This is a genomic window from Bartonella sp. AC158YNML, from assembly GCF_042196725.1.
Lineage (GTDB): Bacteria > Pseudomonadota > Alphaproteobacteria > Rhizobiales > Rhizobiaceae > Bartonella.
This window is the reverse complement of record NZ_JBHIQU010000007.1, coordinates 84,852-104,389: the sequence shown is the minus strand read 5'-3', so window position 1 is coordinate 104,389 and position 19,538 is coordinate 84,852. Positions and strand designations below refer to the sequence as shown.

Sequence of the window (19,538 nt, the reverse complement as noted above, 5' to 3'; positions counted from 1 at the left end):
AGAATTGAGACTGTTTACAGACTGGATTTCTTTAAGAATCCCTGTCTTTTCAGATGTGTAAAGGAAGCTAAATGAAATATAATGCGCGCTGACTTTTAAGATTTAATCTAAAGAAGCGGGGGGAAGTGAAGTGTATATCTTTTAACAAACAAAAGAACAAAAAAGCAAGTCAAGACAAAAACAGCTTAAAATCCACCCCTCCAAAAAAACAACTGGTATACGAGGCGTGTTAATCTATAGAGTTTCCCTTTTGTTTATTCGTAGACTGGTTCTTTTTTTCACACATTGTATGGCAATAGAAGGAACGTTCGTATGAGTAACCTTTGGTTTGGGATTCTTTATAGCTTTATGCGATGGAGATATAGGTTCCTGCGAAGCTTTAGATTTGTATGGAGTATGCGATAAACACACCTATGGGTTTATGTTGCTGGGAAGCTAAAACTATATTGCTTATTATGTGTATTGGCATAGCTTATTATTGGTTTTATGATAGATTTTAATTGCGTTTAGCTTCAGGCGACAAGCTTTTAACTTTTTAAATAGAGAAACATCAAAAAGCAGTTCAAAAAAATAAAAATAATGAAACAAACCTCCACATTCTCGTGAATGGTACGCATTGCCTTATGTTTTTGTTCTTCACGTTCTTTAAAGGGGGTGTGTTTTCTTATGGTAAAAAGAATGCTGCAAACAGAATATACTTTATGTTGCACATTTATGCACTTATGTTAAAGAAACATCTCTTGGTGCGTTCAAAGTTCATTTCATGGTGCGCGTGTATTAAAAAGAGAGTTTTCGTTGAGAGGAAGTTCCCTAGACTGCTATAAGGTCTATTTATCCCCTCCCTCTTTAGGCTTCATGAAGTAATAAGCCAGCACCGTTACACTATTTGCCAGACTCCAATGGTAATACTGCTTAGCACTTGGGATAATTGATAAGAGGTATATTTTACATTCTTAAGTGATAAGGGCTGTTGCGATATTTCGGATATGGGTAAAGTGTATGGCTTCTTGTATTTTTTATGAAACATAAAGATGGTGGTATAAATAGATCTTATAGTGGTCTGGGGAGGATTCATTTACGAGGGCTTTTATCCTATTGGGATATCATATACAAATCAGAGCTGCGAGATAAGTTTTGGATGTGAGAGATGTTTCTTTAAAACAAGTACGTGAATGTGCCAGTATATTGAGGCATTCTACTTTGCTTTTATATTCTCAAGCTAAGGATAGTCCATATATCCCCATCAACCTGATCTTTATGGATATGACACAAAGGATATGTACAAACCACTTAAGACAAAGCATTAATTTATAATGATAATTTAGCGTTATTCAATTTGAATTAGAAAACCTAATACCGTAAAATTCTCTCATTTCAAACCTGCTTATCTTGAATCAATCAAAATTACTTGCTTGCACGTCACAAGCGGGTAGGCTATGTGGGTAAAAAATGTATAAGAAAAAATTAAAAATGGCTCTTATGAACTGTCTTAAGTGCCAAGAGTTGTTGCAACACCTACGGGCTGGCAAAGTGGTGATGGTGCCGGCTTGCTTCTTCACAAATGTACAGATGGAGGTGCACAATGGATTTACCGTTATACCATCCATGGTTGCTGTCGTGAAATGAACTTGGGGGCGTTAAGAATGTCTCTTTAAACAAGCCCGTGCAACTGTAACTGGGTGGCGCTCTGTTCTTCGCGAAGGTCGTAACCCAATTAAAGAACGTGACAAACAAAAACGTGAGGCAATAAGCAATCTCCATTATTTAAAAGATATTGCTTTAGATACTTTTAAAAATTGTAAAGCTGAATTAAAAGGAGATGGTAAAGATGGAAACTGGTTTTCACTTTGAAATTTCACATTTTACCCAAATTAGGCTGTTTGTCTTTTTCAGGAGATTATACAAACAGAGATACGCAATACCCTTGCTCCTATTTGGCATACAAAAGTTGATACAGTGCGTAACGCACTGAAACGTCTTAATATTTGTCTCAAACATGCTGCTGCCTTGGGGTTGGATGTCGATTTAAAAACAACAGAAAAAGCACGTGCTCTCTTAGGTAAACAACGCCATAAAACCTTCAATAGATCGGCTATGGATTGGAGAGATGTGCCGGCTATAAGATATTTTGCGAAGTATCAATCCTAACACAATAGGCTTTGCGCTTGCTTTGCCTTGAGGGGCAGGGCTTTTCTATAATCTTATGGAGGAAACCCGTGTGGAAGTGAAAAGACAAAACGCTATGAAGCGGCCAGAAGGTGACAAGGTTTAAAGTCACAAGAATAAAGGTCAGAAGGCGGTTCTGATATAGACTTGCAGTGTTTTAATATATTGGAATATGAGAATGCGGGCTTGCCTGATCTGTTGTATTGTGCTTTCAGCTTTGCTCTTCTTCACAGGATAAGCAATGAAATGGATATCAGGCATGAGATATTTAAGTTCACGCATCGAGCGCCACACATGGTAATCATGGGTGACGATATAAAGGGTTTTATAGTGATGCTTTTTGATCCAAGCGGCGCTTTCTTCGGCGTTTCCTCTGGTGTTAATCGCTTGATGCCCAATGTCAATACAACAGGAGATAAGCCGTGGGGTAATATGCATGTTATGCATGAAACTCTTCAGGTTGGTTGTGGTGTTTACACCACTGATGAGGAGTCGTGAACCAAGCCCCTTTTGTAAGAGATGAAGTCCTGTCTCTATTCGGTTTTCTCCGCCTGTAAGCACGATAATGGCATCCGCTTTGGGGAGAGGCGTTGGGGGGACAAGTCGTTCGGTTTTTTCAGAAAAAATAATAAAACCGCCCCAGAAAATGAAAACAGTGATTGCAAGAGTAAGGGTTGTTGGTGGAAAATAGCGAAATAAAAGCCATGGAGACCAACTATTATAGTGGGGCCGTTTTGGAAGAGGACGTTCTAAATTGTTTTGCGTCAATGAGTTGAAAGTGTTGTGAGTCATAAATTAAAATAAACCGTTTTCACATTGATCGATTTTTTTCAGTTGCGCTAAAATAGTCATGCGATTTGTAAGGGTGGTGAGAAAAGAAACGAAAATAATAAGCAGAGTGATTTTGCCATAAGGAACGGAACTTATGGAAATATGTCCTAATAAAGCCGTTATTTGGCTGGCTTCTGCTCTTCCCAAGTTATAATTTGTCCAGAGACAAAAGGCTGAAAACAGAAAGATGCTTGTGAAACCACCATATAAAGCACCGCGCAGTGCCGTTTTAAAAAAATGCCAATCAAATTGACGCGCAATGAAAAGGGTTTCAGTGCCAAGAAAATATAGCACATTAATAATATGGGTATTTTCTGCCAATGCATTGCGGGTGGCAAAAATGATGGTGAGGATTAGAGAGCCTAGAACCAATGCTAAAATTGAAAAACCGATAAAAACCGTGGTGTATGCCATGGTCGCAAAACGATGGACCCAAACACGGTGATCATCAAATTGACCGCCTGGAATTTGAGTTTTAATGGCATGATTGATGGCAGCAAAATTGATTTTTTCATCTCTTTTCAGAGTCACAATGATGAGGCGGGGAAGGGGAAGTTCATTGATATTGAAGCCTGTTCCAAGCCATGGCTCTAGTAATTTTTCTGTAGCTTTTTGGTCAACAATTTTTGCATCTTGTACACCAGAAAATGTTTTAACCAATTGTACGGCATCACGGAGTGCTTTGTTGATATCAACATTGTCAACGGGGCGTATTTGTATTGTTGCTTCATAGCTAATCTGATTACTCCAATTTTGGGCGGCATGTTGGACTAAATCAACACCGATTAAGGTGAGACTTGAGAGAAATGTCATAATTGCAATCACTGCAACCAGCGCTTTTCCAGAAATATTGCTACTGGGAATAATCGCTGTTGTGTTTTTTTTATTACTTGTAAAAATGGGGAAAGACTTATTCATGAATCGTCATCCGTCCATTATGGAGAAGCATACGCCGTGCTGCAACTTGTTCCATTAAGGCAATATCATGGGTGGCAATGATAACAGCTGTTCCAAAACGATTTAATTCAATAAACAAACGGAGTAGGCGTTTTGCCAAGGGGGGATCGACATTTCCTGTTGGTTCATCCGCAAGGAGGATTTCAGGCTGGTCAATGAGCGCGCGTGCAATGGCTACCCTTTGTTTTTCTCCGCCGGAAAGAACCGGTGGTAAAACATGAATGTGATCTCCCAGACCTACCCAACAGAGAAGATCTTCCACTTCACTGCGATAGGTTGCTTCTTCTTGTCCTTTTATGCGTAAAGGCAAGGAAACATTTTCATAAGTGGTCATGTGATCAAGGAGACGAAAATCTTGAAAAACTACACCGATACGTTGTCGTAGCGCAGGGAGCTCTTGTCGTTTGAGCAATGCTGTGTCTGTTCCAAAGAGATCAATATGACCGCGGGTGGGTTTGAGTGCCAAAAACATAAGACGCATCAGCGACGTTTTCCCTGCTCCAGAGGCACCTGTGAGAAATTGAAATGATCCAGGAGGAATATGAAAGCTAATATCACGAAGGACCTCAGGGCCCATTCCATAGCGTAGGCCGACATTTTCAAAATGAATCACTTTTTATTATTACTCCTGATTTTATATTGCATCATTTATTCTAAGAACTCTTACTTTCATTGCTTTAGATTTTTGTTGTAAGCTTGCTTATTTTAGATTTCATGGTTTTCAATATTTTTTATACACCCTCGTTATAGATAAATATTTTTGCTCAAGAATATTATCACTTATACTTTCTTTTTTTAGCTTTGTTTATGATTTTAGCAGGAATTTCAAAGTGATTCTAGCATAAACATCAGAACTATTTTTCCTTCTTACTCAGAGGCTTTTTTGCACTGAGTGGACATTGGGTGATTTTAAAAAGCTATATTGCTCTTTTTATCTTACTTTCTTATTCTTGTTCGTATCCCAATCCTCAGGTTTTGGCTTAAATTATTTCTTACCTCTCATGAAGAAAAGCGTTTGTTGTTAGAATGATTGAGCTTTTCATGAATTGTTTTGTTTTTTATTATCCTCGGTGGTTTTCGTAATAATGCTGAGATAATTTTAGCAAAAAACAAAAACCACCGTATGTTGTATTTCGTCGTGTTTTTTAGTTTTGTCGGTTGGCAATCAGATCTTCAACAACTTGTGGTTCGGCAAGGGTTGAAATATCTCCGAGAGTATCAAAATCGTTTTCAGCGATTTTTCGTAAAATACGTCTCATAATTTTCCCTGATCGTGTTTTGGGAAGCTGCGGAGCAAACTGAATTTTATCCAATATGGCAATAGAACCTATTTCTTGTCTCACATGCTTGATAAGGTCTTTTTGCAATTCTTCACTTGGCGCTGTTCCTTCCATGAGGGTCACAAAACTATAAATTCCTTGTCCTTTAATGGGATGCGGGTAACCCACAATAGCTGCTTCTGATACAGAGGGATGAGAAACAAGGGCTGATTCAATTTCAGCGGTTCCTAACCTGTGCCCCGAGACATTGAGTATGTCATCAACCCGTCCTGTGATCCAATAATAGCCGTCACTATCGCGCTTACAGCTATCGCCTGAAAAATATTTTCCTTTATAGGAGGAAAAATAAGTTTGAATAAAGCGTTCATGATTCTTATAAAGTGTGCGCATTTGTCCGGGCCATGAATCACTGATACAAAGATTGCCTTCTGCTTCACCTTCTAAAACATTGCCTTGGGCATCAACAATTTGGGGTTGAACACCAAAGAAAGGACGTGTGGCCGATCCTGCTTTGAGGGGGGTTGCACCGGGCAGGGGCGTGATCATATGCCCCCCTGTTTCTGTTTGCCACCATGTATCGAGAATCGGACAACGGTCATTTCCAATTATATGATAAAACCATTCCCATGCTTCTGGGTTAATAGGTTCTCCTACTGTGCCTAAAAGACGCAACGATGTTCTGTCTGAGTGTTCAACAAACGAATTTCCTGCTCCCATTAAGGCGCGGATAGCTGTTGGTGCGGTATAGAGTGTATTGACTTGATGCTTGTCGACAATTTCCCAGAATCTGCCTTTGTCAGGAAAGGTTGGTGTGCCTTCAAACATTAAAGTGGTCGCACCATTGCATAAAGGTCCATAAACCAAATAAGAATGACCGGTTATCCAACCAATATCAGCTGTGCACCAGTAAACTTCATCGGGGTGGTAATCAAAAACATATTGGTGAGTTATCGAGGCAAAAATAAGATAGCCTGCTGTGGTATGCAAAACACCTTTGGGTTTGCCGGTTGAGCCTGAAGTATAAAGAATAAAAAGTGGATCTTCAGCATTCATGGGTTCTGCTGGACAGTCTCTTTGGGTATGAGCTATCTCTTCGTGGTACCAAAAATCACGCCCCTCTACCCATTGAATGGGGCCACAAGTTCGCCGTATAACCATGACTTGGTCCACATGCACATTTTGGCGCGCGGCTATCTCAATGGCATGGTCAACGTTGTCTTTTAAGTTAATCCGTTTGCCGCCACGCAAGCCGTGATCAGCGGTAATCATAAAGGTTGATTCACAGTCAACAAGGCGTCCTGCTATTGCTTCAGCAGAAAAGCCTGCAAAAATAACCGAATGAATGGCTCCAATGCGGGCGCAGGCAAGCATGGCATAGGCTGCTTCGGGTATCATGGGGAGATAAATGGTTACTTTATCGCCTTTCTTAATGCCACGACTTTTCAAAAGATTAGCAAAACGACAAACGTGTTCATAAAGTTCGTTATAGGTTATTTTTTTATCATGATAAGGATTATCCCCTTCCCAAATGAGCGCGATTTTGTCTCCATGGGTTTTCAGGTGGCGATCAATGCAATTATAAGCTACATTTGTTATCCCATCTTCATACCATTGAATCGATACATCTCCGTTAAAAGAAGTGTTTTTTACTTTTGTAAAAGCTTTAAACCATTCAATGCGTTGACCATGTTTTGCCCAGAAGCTTTCTGGATCATCGATGCTTTCTCGATACCATTGTTGATAAGTTTCCTCATCGAGTAAAGTATTTTTTTTGATCTCTTCTGATATTGGATAAATTTTTTCGGTCATGTTTCCCTCATTTTATTGTTTAGAAAAATCTGCCTCTGTATTTTTGTATGGTTATATTTTGGCAGAGTTTTCCCAAAAGCTTTTCATTATGAGGTTAGACTAAATGACAAAGATTAGAATAGTCAATTTTTAAATCTGATACGTTTGTCTTTAAGAGAGTATTTTATGCTTTTAGGATATTCAAATATGGCAAAGGCTATTGCGGTATAGAGCTTTTTATAAAAGCATAAAGATATTAAAAACATACCCCTATAAAGGAGAGGGAATGAGAATGCTTTTTAAAAGAATAAATTTACTAAATATTAATATAAACCAAAATATCTACGCAAAAAATTAGAAATAAAGAACATAATAAATGACGATAATGCCATTATAATAGACAATCTCCAACCTACGCCATTGAATATTTTAAAAGAAATGGCAATTATAGGAGTAATTATAATTAACATGCAAAACATTCTTATAATTTCATAGTGAATATCCATTATAACAAAATCCTAGTTATAGTATGTGATATCAATAGATACCTCTGAAAATTATTTTTTCAGTGTACTTGGAACTCATCCAATAAATATTAATATAAACCGAAATATCTACACAAACTATCAAGAATAAAAAATACAATAACTGACAATGAGGCTATTTTTATAGATAGTTTCCAACTGTAGCCACCAATTTTTTTTAAACCAATAGCATATATAGGGATAACGACAATGAGAATGCAAAACAGTCTTATGATTTCATAAAGAATATTCATTATAACAAAATCCTGATTATAAGAGGTGATCCGCAATAGATATCCCTGAAAAATATTTTATCCATAGATGTAGATATTTAACTTTGGTATATTCTTTCAAGTATACTTACAAAACTATTAATTTCAGAGATATCTTTGTCGCTATTCTCTATAAATTAGAACCAACACTCACGACCTTTTTCTATAAAGCCCCAAGCAGCACCTCCTATGTATCTCAATGACAAAGCTCCCATTCCACCTGTAAATGCACCTACTGGTCCCCCAGTTATACCACCTTGAATTGCACCAACTACTCCTGCCGGAAATCCTACTTCGCTGCCACGTGCATTCATGTGAGACATAAAAGCACCAGGACTACATGCATTTCCATGAGTAGGTCTTGAATTGTGCGAATGACCAAAAGAAGGCTTTGTCGCCATATGACCGAATGTGTTGAATGAACCAAACATATTAATTCTCCTTAATTATCTAGGTCTAAAACAGTATCAAAATGATACATTTCAAATGGCTATCACACACTTTAGATTAGTATCAAATATAAATTTTAAAAATGTAAATAAAAATAATGTATAAATAATATCTATAATATGTATACATGAAATCTTCTTCTTAAGAAGATAATAATATTATTTACAATATTTTAAAATATAAGAAATATTCCCTGTTTTTCCTTAATTAAAGTTTAAAATCAGAAAAATTGCGCATATAAAAAGTTGAAGTTTTTCTATTTGTTTACGAGAAATATAAAGAGATATCGTTATTGAAATCTGCTTTGTTGCTATTGTTTTTCTTGCATGTATTATGCGCACATGCGTGGGATTCGTTCTTTTATTTTTCAGGCGGATATTGACTGTATTTTACGCTTTGTAGAGCATAGAAAGTCTCTATGCTATCGTTGACCTTATAGATTGCTATCATGTTGTTTAGCGCGGTTCTTGGTGCTCTATTGGGTATTTGAGATGTTTATTTTGCTCAAGTGGCTTACATGAAAGAGTTGTGTTACTGTATTATGCAGCCATAAGCTTTTTTTATCTACTTTACACCATTGGCATATGGGGAAATTGTGTGCGCGTGTTGGGGAAGTTAAGAGAATTCGTGGTTTTTAATGGAGATCATTGCGATGATCTTATTAAATATTCTTTTGTAATTATTTATTTCGCGACAGTTTTTTCATTCATGCGCAACGCCCCTCTTATCATTTTGCCTTTATATAAGGATTTATTTTTTACGTTGCTTTTGCTGGAGAGGCGGTCAGAGGGGAGTAAAGTAGAGCTAATGTGCGAGAATATGAGAGCCAAATTGTAACGCTATCTTGAAGCTATTGTATGTGTTGTGGATGTGCCGGTAAGAAATTTGAGAAGACCAGCTTTTTTGCTTATTTTGCTAACAGGATGAAAGAGGGACTGGAATCTTTTTTGCTAGAATTGCTCTTTTATTGATATTGAAGGAAATATTTTTTCTCATTTCTGCTGTTTTGGGCTTGTTCGTAGAATTTTCAATGGGAATTTATATGAAGGGGGAATGAATTTATATGAGAGGGAATTGCTTTACACAGGGCGTTTTCCAAATAAAGCAGAGCCAATGCGAAGGACGTTAGAGTCAAACTGTAGAGCGGTTTTGAAGTCACTGGACATACCCATGGAAAGCTTTGGAAGACCTGCTTGTTTTGCTAATTTTGCTAAGAGCGCGAAATAGGGGCCGGGGTTTTCATCGACAGGGGGAATGCCCATAAGTCCGATGATATCAAGTCCATAGTTGTTTTTGCATTGGTTGACAAAAGATATAGCTTCTTGTGGTGCGATACCACTTTTTTGCGGTTCTAAGCCAATGTTAACCTGAACATAGCAGGGAAGATGCCTTTTTTGCTTTTGCATTTCCTCCATCAAAACTTTGGCTATTTTTGCACGATCAACCGTTTGAATGACATCAAAAATCTTTACAGCTTCAGCAGCTTTATTGGACTGTAGGGGGCCGATGAGATGAAGTTTAATATTTTCAAATTGTTGACGTAAAGCAGGCCATTTTTGTGCTGCTTCTTGTACACGGTTTTCTGCAAACAAAGATTGTCCTGCTTGCAAAAGGGGTCGTATATCAATAGCAGAAACAGTTTTTGAAACAGCGATAAGTTCAATTTCTTCTACAGGGCGTTGTAACTCTTGGCATATTGCTGCAATATCTTTTTGAAGGTTTTGCCATGATTCAATGGAAGGGGCATCAAGGGGAGTTTGTATCTTCATATGTTTGTGCTTTATCGTTGTTGTTCAAGAGTTGGTCGTTTTTTTTAAAGTTTTATAAAATACTTAGGGAAATATTTCACGAAAATGTTGACGATGAGGTTAATCCATGATCAAGCATAATAAAACAAGTTTTTGGTTCTGTTTTATTAAAAGAGTATAATGGGAATGACGATTGAGCATTATAAGATAGGTGAACGCTATAATCCACGTGCGAGAGAAAAAAAATGGCAAGAAATTTGGGATGAAAAGAAAATTTTTCAGACTGTCCAAGAAGATGCTCGTGAAAAATATTATGTTTTAGAGATGTTTCCTTACCCTTCTGGCCGTATTCACATGGGGCATGTGCGCAATTATGCCATGGGAGATGTGGTTGCACGCTATAAACGCGCAAAGGGGTTTAATGTGCTTCATCCCATGGGGTGGGACGCTTTTGGGATGCCGGCTGAAAATGCTGCTATGCAAAATAAAGTGCATCCTAAAACTTGGACTTATCAAAATATTGCGGTCATGCGCGGGCAATTAAAACAATTAGGGCTCTCACTCGATTGGGCGCGTGAATTTGCAACTTGTGATGTGGAATATTACCACCGCCAACAAATGTTGTTCCTTGATTTATATCAAAAGGGGTTGGTAGCACGTAAAGTGGCTAAGGTGAATTGGGACCCTGTTGATCATACTGTTTTGGCCAATGAACAGGTTGTTGATGGACGGGGATGGCGTTCTGGTGCGTTGGTGGAACAACGTGAGTTGACCCAGTGGTTTTTCAAAATTAGCGACTTTAGTGAAGATCTCTTGGCTGGGCTTGAAGAGCTGAACCAATGGCCTGAAAAAGTTCGCACCATGCAAAAAAATTGGATTGGAAAATCACAAGGTTTGCTGATTCGTTGGGCTTTAAAGTCGACAGGTGATGCTGGTGATGTTTGTGAAAAATTTGATGAGGTTGTTTGTTATTCAACGCGCCCTGATACACTTTTTGGTGCTTCCTTTTTAGCGCTGTCTGTTGATCATCCTATTGCACAAGCTTTGGCAAAAAAAGACAAAGCGTTGAGTGATTTTATTGAAAATTGTCGGTGTGGTGGAACGACAACGGCAGCTCTTGAAACAGCTGAAAAACAAGGGTTTCTCACGCCCCTTTTGGCTGTTCATCCTTTCGATTCAACGGTGCATATTCCCGTTTATATCGCTAATTTTGTGCTTATGGACTATGGAACAGGGGTTGTTTTTGGTTGTCCTGCTCATGATCAGAGAGATTTCGATTTTGCGTGTAAATATGACCTTCCAATAAAACCGGTGGTTTTGCCTTTAGGAGTTGAGAAAGAAGATTTTGTCACACCTGAAGCGCCTTATGTTGGTGATGGGGTGATGATTAATTCTAGATTTTTGGATGGTTTAACACCCCAACAAGCCTTTGAAGAAGCAGCCAAAAGGCTTGAGAAACAAATGTTCAATGGGCAACCGCAAGGGAAGAAAACAGTGCAATTTCGTTTGCGTGATTGGGGGATTTCACGGCAACGTTATTGGGGGTGCCCCATTCCCATGATCCATTGTACAACTTGTGGGGTTGTTCCTGTTCCGCGTGCTGATTTGCCGGTTGTATTACCTGATGATATTACTTTTGATCAACCAGGAAATCCTCTTGCGCGGCATGAAACATGGCAGAATGTTGCTTGCCCGATCTGTGGTCAACCTGCCAAACGTGAAACCGATACCATGGATACATTTGTTGACTCTTCTTGGTATTATGCACGCTTTACGGCTCCTTTTGCATCAGAACCGGTTGACAAACACGCAACCGCTGAATGGTTGCCTGTGCAACAATATATTGGTGGAATTGAGCACGCGATTTTGCATCTTCTTTATGCGCGCTTTTTTATGCGTGCCATGAAATTGTTAGGTTATGTGACGGTTGATGAGCCTTTTAAGGGGCTTTTTACGCAAGGGATGGTGGTGCATGAAACCTATAGGGATGAACAGGGTTGGGTTTCTCCAGCAGAAATTTCGATTGTTGAAAAAGATGGAAAGCGTCAGGCTTATAAATTAACCGATCAAAGTGAAGTGACGATTGGTTTGATTGAGAAGATGTCTAAATCAAAAAAGAATGTTGTTGATCCTGACGATATTATTGCATCTTATGGTGCTGATACTGTGCGCTGGTTTGTGTTGTCAGATTCTCCCCCCGAGCGGGATGTTATCTGGACAGAATCTGGTGTTGAAGGGGCTCATCGCTTTGTCCAGCGTGTTTGGCGCCATGTGGCTTTGAGTGCTTCTGTTTTAAAGGATATATCCCCTTGTGCAGGGCATCAGGGAGCGGCTTTGGAACTCTCAAAAGCAGCCCATCGTACGCTCTATGCTGTAGAAGATGATTTGGAAAAATTCGCTTTTAATCGGGCTATTGCACGCCTTTATGAATTCTTGAATATTATGGCACCGTTGTTAAATAGGATAGAAAGTGTTGACGATGAAATGAAAGCTTCTTTACGTCAAGCTATGGATTTTTTTCTTGCCATGATTGCACCAATGATGCCTCATTTAGCAGAGGAATGTCATGCGGCTTTAGGGGAAGAGACTTTAATGTCTACGCTTGCTTGGCCTGTTTATGATCCTGCATTAATCGTTGAAGAAAGCTATACTTTGCCGGTGCAAATTAATGGTAAAAAACGTGGTGAGGTGACTGTTGCAGCAACAGCGAGTGAGACGATGATTAAAGAAGCGGTTTTAGCTTTAGATTTCGTACAGGCGCAGCTGATTGAAAAGCCCGTGAAAAAAATCATTGTTGTTCCAAAAAGGATTGTGAATGTCGTTCTTTAAAAGTTTTCTGCTTGTCGTTTTAGCTGGTGTATTCACACTGTTGTGTGGATGCAAAGTTGAGCCGCTTTACCGTCAGGAGTCGCAGAGTTCAATGGCGATGAATTCTGCTTCTTATGGGAATTCTTCTTCTGGGCAAGCTTCTTTGGGGCTTGCGCAAAAGCTCGCCTCTATTGTTGTGGAAGAACCTTCAGATCGTTTTGGTCAAATGGTGCGCAATCATTTACTGTTTCTTTTGTATGGGAATGGGGGTAAATCTTCTCTACCGGCTTATCGATTAGCATTGCAGACATCCGTATTTACAAGAGAATCGATGCAGATAGAGGTTGATTATGATAGAAAGAGAGAGGGACGACCTTCTGTTGGAACTGTTATGAGCAGAGCTTCTTATACTTTGCAGGATATGAAAAATATGCCTGTTGCAAAAGGAACAGCAATGATGAATGCATCTTTTGAACGCCTTCGTCAAGAATATGCAACGATGCAAGCAGAAGAAGATGCAAAAAAACGTGTCGCGGAAGAGTTGGCTGAACAGATCTTTTTGTTACTTTCAAAAGATCTTTCCAATAAAACTTCTAGCCATTAAACAATATTTTGTCCTGTTTTTTTCCAGTCGTCGAGGAATATTTGCAACCCTTTATCGGTGAGAGGATGTTTGACCAGGGCTTTTAAGACTGTTGGTGGAACTGTTGCAACGTTAGCACCGCTTAGTGCTGCTTCTTTGACATGATTAACGGTGCGGATTGAAGCGGCTAAGATTTGTGTTTCAAAGTTATAGTTATCATAAATTGTGCGTATTTCATGAAGCAGTTCACTTCCATTATTTCCGCAATCATCAAGTCTCCCAATAAAAGGTGAAACGAATGTCGCGCCTGCTTTTGCTGCTAATAAGGCTTGATTGGCAGAAAAACAAAGGGTGAGATTTGTTTTTAGTCCTGCTGCTGTGAGGGCTTTACAGGCTTTTAATCCATCAAGTGTTAAAGGAAGCTTGATACAAATATTGTCGGCAATCTTTGCTAAAACAGCCGCTTCTTTCATCATGTCTTCAAATTGAGTTGCTGCAACTTCAGCAGAAACAGGTCCGCTAACGAGAGCACAAATTTCTTTTGTAACATCAAGAATATTGCGTCCTGATTTTAGGATAAGAGAGGGATTGGTGGTAACACCATCAACAAGGCTTAAATTCTGTAACTCTTGAATTTCTTCGATATTGGCGCTATCCACAAAAAACTTCATATCTAACCTCTTCTTTTTAGCTTTTATCCTATTTTTTGTTATGCGCTATTGTTGACGGCAAAAGCAAGAGAAAGAATTAATATCTGTGTAAAGAACAAGAATGCTATGATGTTAATCATATACTCGTTTTCGGTAAAGAAATACGATTTATCGTTTTCACACCCATTTCATAGCGTTGCTCGTAATAAGGTATAGAATTCATTGCGTACCAACATTTTTGTGTAGCGGTATTTTTATACTTATGAAAATAGGCTAGCATTATCACACACTTCGCTCATTTCTTATTTGCGATTGCTCTTTATATTTGAGTGTGCATCATAAGATATCTTCGGTACGTTTAACCTTATTTTTGATGAAAGCGAATGGATTCATTGTGTCGTAATAAAACACCATTGAAGAAGGCATGTAAAATTTTACGCATTAAGTATTTTATATGGTCAACATATTGATTTATAATGATAAATAATTGTTTAACTTGAATTATAACGCCAAAGACAGAAAGATTTTCTCATCACGTATTTTGCTTTATATTGAATCAATTAAAATCACTTGTTTGCACGTCATAAGAGGGGCAGGAATGTGGGGAATAAGTATTTCAGAAAGTACTCAAGATGCTTCTTATGAATTGTTTCAAGTGCTAAGGGGGGGCAACATTCATGAGCTGGCAAGGTATGTGATGGTGCTGGTTTACTCCTTTGTGAAGCGTAAAGATGGTGGTGATCAGTGGATTTATCATTATACCATTCATGGTTTGCGTTGCGAAAAGGGCGTGGATTTGTATGAGAGTTTGATAAATATTTAGAGAAAGGAGCTGTATCTTATAAATTAGCTTACTTTAGGAGGGAGATATGAATCACATAAAGAGGTTGTAAGTCCGTTTAGGAAGCAGGATTATTTACAAAACATTATGTACAGGACATTATTTATAGATCGGCGAGGTTAAAAATCTTCATTTTTGAAATGTGGCGAGGACCCTCAATGACTTATGATCATTGGAAGTTCCATAAGATGATGAGAAAAATGGGCTAAAATAGCGTTTAATGTCTTAGAAATTTCATTGGAAAGATCTTTTGACAATAAAAATCTGTATAAACAATTTTTTAACCCTATACTTTTGTACTGCATTGCATTGATTCATAAAGATAATTCACTTTTTGTATGTTGAATGAGAACGCCGAATATCGTAGATTCTCTCATTCTAAACCTGTTTGATGTTGAATCAATAAAAATCATTTTCTTGCAGGTGACAAACGGGAAAAGCCGTGGAGAGTGAAACTGTCCAAGAAAGAAGAGAAAATACCTTTTATGAATCATTTTAAGTGCCAAGGGGCTTGTTGGCAACATCCACGAGCTGGCAAGGTGTGTGTTGGTACCGGCTTATTGCTTGTATTGTTGTTGCGTAGTTTCAACTAGGTTGAAAAATGTACGCATTGTTTCCACGCTTTGGCATGAAGCAAGACAAATATTGCCAAGACAAATATTGCGATGGTTTTGCGCACTATTATCCCACCGGCACTCAAAAACATGGCGTACTCTCTCATTAATAAAGATTTACAAATGTTCCTCGATGGGTTTGAAATGAGAAAAATTTATCGTATTGAGGGGTTTTCATTCAACATACAAAAAGTGAATTATCTTTATGAATCAGTTTATTGAGGATTAAATTGAAACATGAGGCGCAAAAAAAATAAAAGTTTTTGTGTTAAGAATAAGTTGCACTATGGGATAGTGTTGTGGAGGGGGATACTTACGATATCATGTTGAATGTTTATAGTGATGGGCTTTATTTGCACTGGAGAATGGCGCTGTTTTTTTTGCTATAGAGGATGAGATTGGTTTTTTGTTGGTGCTTTGATGATGGGATGAGTGTTTAAAAGAATTTTTGTGAGAAAAGTGCTGTGATAGGAGGGAAAGATTGAATCCCGCAATGAATTTTAATTAAGAGTATTTAAAGATAACGTATAGACCTGTTGGTGCTAGAGGGGTTGTAGATTGGTTAAAAAGATGAATTCAAACATGATGGAGGAAAAGATTGTATCCGTATTGGTTCCTCTTCCTGTTGCTCACCCTTATAGTTATAAAGTTCCATCTTCTATGGAGGTAAACGTTGGGTCTTTTGTTCGGGTTCCGGTGATGGGGCGTGAACTTTGCGGTTTTGTTGTGGACGTTGAAGAAAAGAGAGCCGATGGGCAAGGGGCTGCACCTGTGGCGCGTGAAAAATTACGCTTTCTTCTTCATGTTTTTGATTGCCCCCCATTAAAGGCAGAAATGATCACATTTTTGCGTTTTGTTAGTCGCTATACAATGGCACCTTTTGGTCTTGTTGCACGATTGGTTTTGTCTGTACCGGCTGCTTTAGAGCCGGAAGCGCAGATGCTGGGTTTGCGATATTGTGGTGGCAATGTAGAACGTCTCACACCAGCGCGATCACGGATTTTGGAATTGGTGCGTGATGAGAAGATATGGACACGTTCTGGTCTGGCACATGCGGCTGGAACTTCGGTTTCTGTTGTTGAAGGTTTAAAAGCTCTAGGAGTTTTCGAAGATGTTATGGTTCCTGCTCCTGACCTTGTGGAAATGCCTGATCCTGATTTTTGTCCTCCTCAGTTGCAGGGAGCGCAAAATGAAGCAGCAACAGTATTGCGGGAAGGTGTTTTATCTTCTCAGTTTCAAGTTTTTTTGCTTGATGGTGTGACTGGATCTGGAAAGACAGAAGTTTATTTTGAGGCGGTTTCTCAAGCCTTCAAAGGCGATAAGCAGGTTTTAATTTTATTGCCGGAAATTGCTTTAACTCAGCAGTTTTTAGATCGTTTTTATGCGCGCTTTGGCGCTGCGGCAGCAGAATGGCATTCTGATTTGACGCCACGTCGTAGAGAACGCGTCTGGCGGCAAGTCGCAGAAGGGCGGGTGCGTGTTGTGGCTGGGGCTCGTTCGGCGCTTTTTCTTCCCTTTCCTAAGCTTGGCTTAATTGTTGTCGATGAAGAACATGATAGCGCTTATAAACAAGAAGAGCGCATTTTTTATCATGCGCGTGATATGGCAGTTGCTCGGGGCTCTTTTGAGCATTTTCCTGTTATTTTATCCTCAGCCACACCGTCGATTGAAAGCCAAGCCAATGTTTTAAAGGGGCGTTATCAAAAGGTGCATTTACCATCCCGTTTTAAAGAAGTCGCACTTCCACAGTTGCGGGTGGTTGATATGCGTCAAGGAGGGGTGCAAAAGGGGCGCTTTATTTCCTTTGCTCTTGAAAGAGCTTTAAAACAAACGCTTGATAAGGGTGAACAAGCTCTTCTTTTTCTTAATCGCCGTGGTTATGCACCTTTAACTTTATGCCGAATTTGCGGACATCGTTTTCATTGTAACGATTGTTCAAGTTGGTTGGTAGAACATCGCGCGCAAGGGCAACTGAAATGTCATCATTGTGGATATCATGAACCACTTCCTGAAGCCTGTCCTGAATGCGGAACCTTAGATCATCTTGTGGCTTGCGGACCGGGTGTGGAAAGAATTGCCGAAGAAACACAGATGCTTTTTCCTCAAGCGCGATCATTGATCCTTTCAACAGATCTTAAAGGGGGAATTGGGCAGTTGCGAAGCGAATTGCAAGCTATTGCCAATGGCGATGTGGACATTATTATTGGAACACAGCTGGTCGCTAAAGGACATCATTTTCCCAAGCTCTCTCTGGTTGGTGTTATTGATGCTGATCTTGGTCTTGCCAATGGCGATTTACGCGCAAGTGAACGTACCTATCAGCTGCTTTCTCAAGTTACCGGAAGAGCAGGGCGTGTGGGATTGAAGAGTTTAGGATTATTGCAAACCTATCAACCAGATCATCCGGTCATCAAAGCCTTACTTGCATGCCAGCCAGAAGATTTTTACACACGTGAGATTGCAGCACGTCAGCATTATCATTTGCCCCCCTATGGGCGGCTTGCCTCTTTGATTGTGTCGGCACAACAGCGCCAAGCAGCAGAACATTATGCGCGCGCATTGCGTCAAGCAGCACCACGGGAAAAAAATATCTCTGTTATGGGACCAGCAGAAGCGCCTTTGGCTTTGGTTCGGGGGCGTTATCGTTTTCGGCTTTTGCTGAAAGGACAGCGCTCTTTTGATATACAAGGGTTTATACGTGTAATGCTTAGTAGTATACCCAAAATGCCCAGTTCCGTTCGGGTTCAAATTGATATTGATCCGCAAAGCTTTTTCTAAAACCAGTATCGCATAAAGCGAAGGTCTTTTTGCTTAAGGTGCTTTACTTGAACTCTTCTTATTATTCAGAATAAGCATCCAAGCAGCAAAATATGATATATGTACATTGCATTAAGCAGCGCCACGGGAAAAAATATCTCTGTTATGGGACCAGCAGAAGCGCCTTTGGCTCTGGTTCGGGGGCGTTATCGTTTTCAGTTTTTGCTGCTTTTTTTATTTTAGGGGCAATATTCTTTGGATAAGGGGGCAATGCTTAGCGGTATACTCCAAAATGCTCAGTTCTATTCTGGTTCAAATTGATATCGATCCATAAAGCTTTTTCTAAAGTCTGCGCAATATTAAAATGAAGGGTGTGGATTTAAGAAGATCGTGTTTTTGATGTTGTTTGACAGTCAAATCTCATACAGTAGCATGTAACAGAAAATAAAATGTTTTTGTACTGTACGAGTCGTTTTGATGTTATACCCAATTAGAGTGAAAAATATTATATCTGCTTTATTTATCTTTGATGAGAACACAGATTCATTTTGGAGCGTAAGGGTAAAAATGAGCGTCTATCGTTACCATCTTTTTATTTGATTTTATTGTTTTTAAAAGCGTTCATAGCAATATTTTTTATCATGGAGCTGTTCCAGTTCTTCACGCTTTTATTACCCTCATTTTTTAATGGGGTTGCGTTTTTCATGCAAAGCAGAGCAACCAAAACAGAATATTATTGTATTGTTACATTTCTTGTTTAAGTAAATGTTTCTCAGTACGCTCGAATTCATTTTACGATGTTATCCGTGAATAATATAATGTAAGGGCTTTCATGAATGCAGAAGCCGTTAGGGAGTACCACCTTTATTTTATAAAGTACCGGTTGGCACCATTATATTATTTTAGCTCTTAGTCTTACAAAAGCTCTTGGTCCTTGAGAGCGTTTATAAGAGATGTTTTTTCTTTAATCATTTTATCCATCTTCCTTACTTGTAATGGAGCAAGAGAATGATTTTGATCAAAGGATTTGAAATGAGAGAATCTTACGATGTTGGGGTCAGTATGAAGAAAGAAGCATTATCATTATAAATCAATGCATTGTATATTTAAGTTGTATATTTAAAAAGTGTTTTTAAAAGGAAATAATTTGGTGAAATGTTTTCAGAAGCGTGGGTATTTGAAGAAAAAAGATCAAATTTTTCTTAATTTTAAGAGGGATATCCGTTATTTTTTCTTGCTTATGAGTTTGAAATAACACATTTTTTCAGT

11 protein-coding genes and 2 pseudogenes are annotated in these 19,538 nt (G+C 38.9%); 6 read left to right on the top strand and 7 right to left on the bottom strand.

Annotated features, from left to right (window positions below):
- Positions 1-1,470: 1,470 nt before the first annotated feature.
- Positions 1,471-2,118, top strand: a pseudogene (locus tag ACFIM1_RS05565) (integrase arm-type DNA-binding domain-containing protein); the annotation flags it as partial.
- A gap of 171 nt (positions 2,119-2,289) precedes the next feature.
- On the opposite strand, the gene ACFIM1_RS05560 reads toward ACFIM1_RS05565, so the two are convergent.
- The 6 genes from ACFIM1_RS05560 to ACFIM1_RS05535 all read right to left on the bottom strand — a co-directional run bounded on the left by ACFIM1_RS05560 (position 2,290) and on the right by ACFIM1_RS05535 (position 10,037).
- A complete protein-coding gene (locus ACFIM1_RS05560) occupies positions 2,290-2,958 on the bottom strand; it encodes a YdcF family protein (RefSeq protein WP_375606594.1) in 669 nt (222 codons plus the stop codon).
- A 3-nt stretch (positions 2,959-2,961) separates the two neighbouring features.
- A complete protein-coding gene (locus ACFIM1_RS05555) occupies positions 2,962-3,915 on the bottom strand; it encodes a cell division protein FtsX (RefSeq protein ID WP_375606593.1) in 954 nt (317 codons plus the stop codon).
- Positions 3,908-4,567, bottom strand: coding sequence for a cell division ATP-binding protein FtsE (gene ftsE, locus ACFIM1_RS05550; protein ID WP_273723097.1), 660 nt, complete (start codon positions 4,565-4,567; stop codon positions 3,908-3,910). The genes ACFIM1_RS05555 and ftsE overlap by 8 nt, the downstream gene beginning before the upstream one ends.
- Before the next feature lie 532 nt (positions 4,568-5,099).
- Positions 5,100-7,043 carry an acetate--CoA ligase gene (acs, locus tag ACFIM1_RS05545; protein WP_375606592.1) on the bottom strand — a complete coding sequence of 648 codons (1,944 nt, stop codon included), beginning with the start codon at positions 7,041-7,043 and terminating at the stop codon, positions 5,100-5,102.
- A gap of 912 nt (positions 7,044-7,955) precedes the next feature.
- On the bottom strand, positions 7,956-8,249 hold the full coding sequence (locus ACFIM1_RS05540) for a hypothetical protein (protein ID WP_375609431.1): 294 nt from the start codon (positions 8,247-8,249) through the stop codon (positions 7,956-7,958).
- Between the two features lie 1,098 nt (positions 8,250-9,347).
- Positions 9,348-10,037: a YggS family pyridoxal phosphate-dependent enzyme gene (locus tag ACFIM1_RS05535; protein WP_375606590.1), complete on the bottom strand. Its 690-nt coding sequence runs from the start codon at positions 10,035-10,037 to the stop codon at positions 9,348-9,350.
- 165 nt (positions 10,038-10,202) lie between these two features.
- Between ACFIM1_RS05535 and leuS the strand changes: the two genes are divergently transcribed.
- Both leuS and ACFIM1_RS05525 read left to right on the top strand, forming a co-directional pair.
- Positions 10,203-12,845, top strand: coding sequence for a leucine--tRNA ligase (gene leuS, locus ACFIM1_RS05530; protein WP_375609430.1), 2,643 nt, complete (start codon positions 10,203-10,205; stop codon positions 12,843-12,845).
- Positions 12,832-13,428, top strand: coding sequence for a hypothetical protein (locus ACFIM1_RS05525; RefSeq protein ID WP_375609429.1), 597 nt, complete (start codon positions 12,832-12,834; stop codon positions 13,426-13,428). Before leuS ends, ACFIM1_RS05525 begins: the two co-directional genes overlap by 14 nt.
- Here the strand turns inward: ACFIM1_RS05525 and fsa are convergent.
- A complete protein-coding gene (gene fsa / locus ACFIM1_RS05520) occupies positions 13,425-14,078 on the bottom strand; it encodes a fructose-6-phosphate aldolase (protein ID WP_375609428.1) in 654 nt (217 codons plus the stop codon). The genes ACFIM1_RS05525 and fsa overlap by 4 nt on opposite strands.
- A gap of 466 nt (positions 14,079-14,544) precedes the next feature.
- Here fsa and ACFIM1_RS05515 point away from each other — a divergent pair, with 466 nt between their 5' ends.
- The 3 genes and pseudogenes from ACFIM1_RS05515 to ACFIM1_RS05505 form a co-directional block, all read left to right on the top strand.
- Positions 14,545-14,880 carry a hypothetical protein gene (locus tag ACFIM1_RS05515; RefSeq protein WP_375606586.1) on the top strand — a complete coding sequence of 112 codons (336 nt, stop codon included), beginning with the start codon at positions 14,545-14,547 and terminating at the stop codon, positions 14,878-14,880.
- Between the two features lie 1,202 nt (positions 14,881-16,082).
- Positions 16,083-18,290 carry a primosomal protein N' gene (locus ACFIM1_RS05510; protein ID WP_375606617.1) on the top strand — a complete coding sequence of 736 codons (2,208 nt, stop codon included), beginning with the start codon at positions 16,083-16,085 and terminating at the stop codon, positions 18,288-18,290.
- Between the two features lie 129 nt (positions 18,291-18,419).
- Positions 18,420-18,603 (top strand): annotated as a pseudogene (locus ACFIM1_RS05505) (hypothetical protein); the annotation flags it as partial.
- Positions 18,604-19,538 lie beyond the last annotated feature (935 nt).

Coding starts and splice junctions, on each gene's coding strand:
- fsa (WP_375609428.1), bottom strand. CDS start 14,078: ATGAAGTTTTTTGTGGATAGCGCCAATATCGAAGAAATTCAAGAGTTA.
- ACFIM1_RS05540 (WP_375609431.1), bottom strand. CDS start 8,249: ATGTTTGGTTCATTCAACACATTCGGTCATATGGCGACAAAGCCTTCT.
- acs (WP_375606592.1), bottom strand. CDS start 7,043: ATGACCGAAAAAATTTATCCAATATCAGAAGAGATCAAAAAAAATACT.
- ACFIM1_RS05510 (WP_375606617.1), top strand. CDS start 16,083: ATGAATTCAAACATGATGGAGGAAAAGATTGTATCCGTATTGGTTCCT.
- leuS (WP_375609430.1), top strand. CDS start 10,203: ATGACGATTGAGCATTATAAGATAGGTGAACGCTATAATCCACGTGCG.
- ACFIM1_RS05560 (WP_375606594.1), bottom strand. CDS start 2,958: ATGACTCACAACACTTTCAACTCATTGACGCAAAACAATTTAGAACGT.
- ACFIM1_RS05535 (WP_375606590.1), bottom strand. CDS start 10,037: ATGAAGATACAAACTCCCCTTGATGCCCCTTCCATTGAATCATGGCAA.
- ACFIM1_RS05555 (WP_375606593.1), bottom strand. CDS start 3,915: ATGAATAAGTCTTTCCCCATTTTTACAAGTAATAAAAAAAACACAACA.
- ACFIM1_RS05525 (WP_375609429.1), top strand. CDS start 12,832: ATGTCGTTCTTTAAAAGTTTTCTGCTTGTCGTTTTAGCTGGTGTATTC.